Source organism: Delftia sp. DT-2 (assembly GCF_028401915.1).
Lineage (GTDB): Bacteria > Pseudomonadota > Gammaproteobacteria > Burkholderiales > Burkholderiaceae_C > Comamonas > Comamonas tsuruhatensis.
On the sequence record NZ_JAQOTI010000064.1, the window covers coordinates 1 to 1,051 of the forward strand.

Annotated in this window: 1 protein-coding gene and 1 pseudogene; both read right to left on the minus strand. The window is 46.8% G+C overall.

Annotation, left to right across the window (positions count from 1 at the left end; all coding sequences use genetic code 11):
* Positions 1–473: hypothetical protein (locus PO605_RS30830; RefSeq protein WP_272207351.1), on the minus strand; the 473-nt coding region annotated here is incomplete at its 3' end.
* Positions 458–1,051 (minus strand): annotated as a pseudogene (locus PO605_RS30835) (DUF6765 family protein); the annotation flags it as partial. The pseudogene PO605_RS30835 and the gene PO605_RS30830, both read right to left, overlap by 16 nt.

The following is a 1,051-nucleotide window of genomic DNA, read 5'->3' on the forward strand; positions in this document are numbered from 1 at the left end:
TCTATTCCAATACCTAGTGGACCGGGCGTTTCGATTTTTCCGTTGTGAACTGCCAAGTGAGTCAGTGATTTGCTATTCATGCCTATGCCGCGGGTATTTTCAAACGGCTTGCCAGATATAAGATGTTTTCTTAGATCAATGTTGGAATGGCTGTCTTGAGAGAAACTAATCACACTACCCCTTCCGGCTTCATCTGTTGGTGATCCACGTTCCCTGCCATTAATGAAGTCTCTTAATTTCCTCTGTACAAAATCGTGAACTACACAGTGGTCTCCTCGTCCTCTGACATACTCAATAATGGGATGAAAGGTCCCTCGATATTTGACGGGGCTGCAGCCATCTGGCAATGGTCCTGTGTCGCTGGGTGGATGGCGAGTTTCAGCCCACTCTTCCCAGGTCATCCCTTGGGAAAATCCGGAAGACAAAACTATCAAGATAAATGTCAGTGCCTTAACTGTCACACTGGTTTGCATATGATACTCCTTGGCAAGCAGACTCCTGGATATTTAGCCTCTTGGCCAACAAGTGCTCCAAGATATTTTTCCCGATTAGCGTCAGCTTGATCTTCGTTGTAAGCTTCATTCTCTGTATTTTTAAGATCTATCTTTTTTATTTCAGTTAATCTTCCTTCTTGATCTATCTTTGTCAGTTTTAGCTTGCCGTCGTTTATCCAGGATTTGATGGTATCTTCTAGCAGATTAAATTTACTTAGTGAATTTCCTCCAGTCTCTCGAATAGCATTGAATCTCTCCAGCACTTTCTCTATCTCTTTAAAGCTCACCGCCGGCTTAGCCCCATACCGCGTCAAAAACTCATAAACCGCCTTCTCTCCTTGCAGCGATCGATACTCCCGCTGGCCCCAATAAGGCACCTCTGGATCAGGCATATTCCCCAGTATTGGCATGTCCTCGTCATAGGTGTAATCCGGCTCCGACCCCGCAAACCCATGCCCTATGCCCAGCTTCACGCTGATGGCATCGAACGGCCGGTTGTCCTTGTCCCGGTGGCTGAAGGTGTCCAGGTAGGAGTGCAGGAATTCGCCCAGGAACTG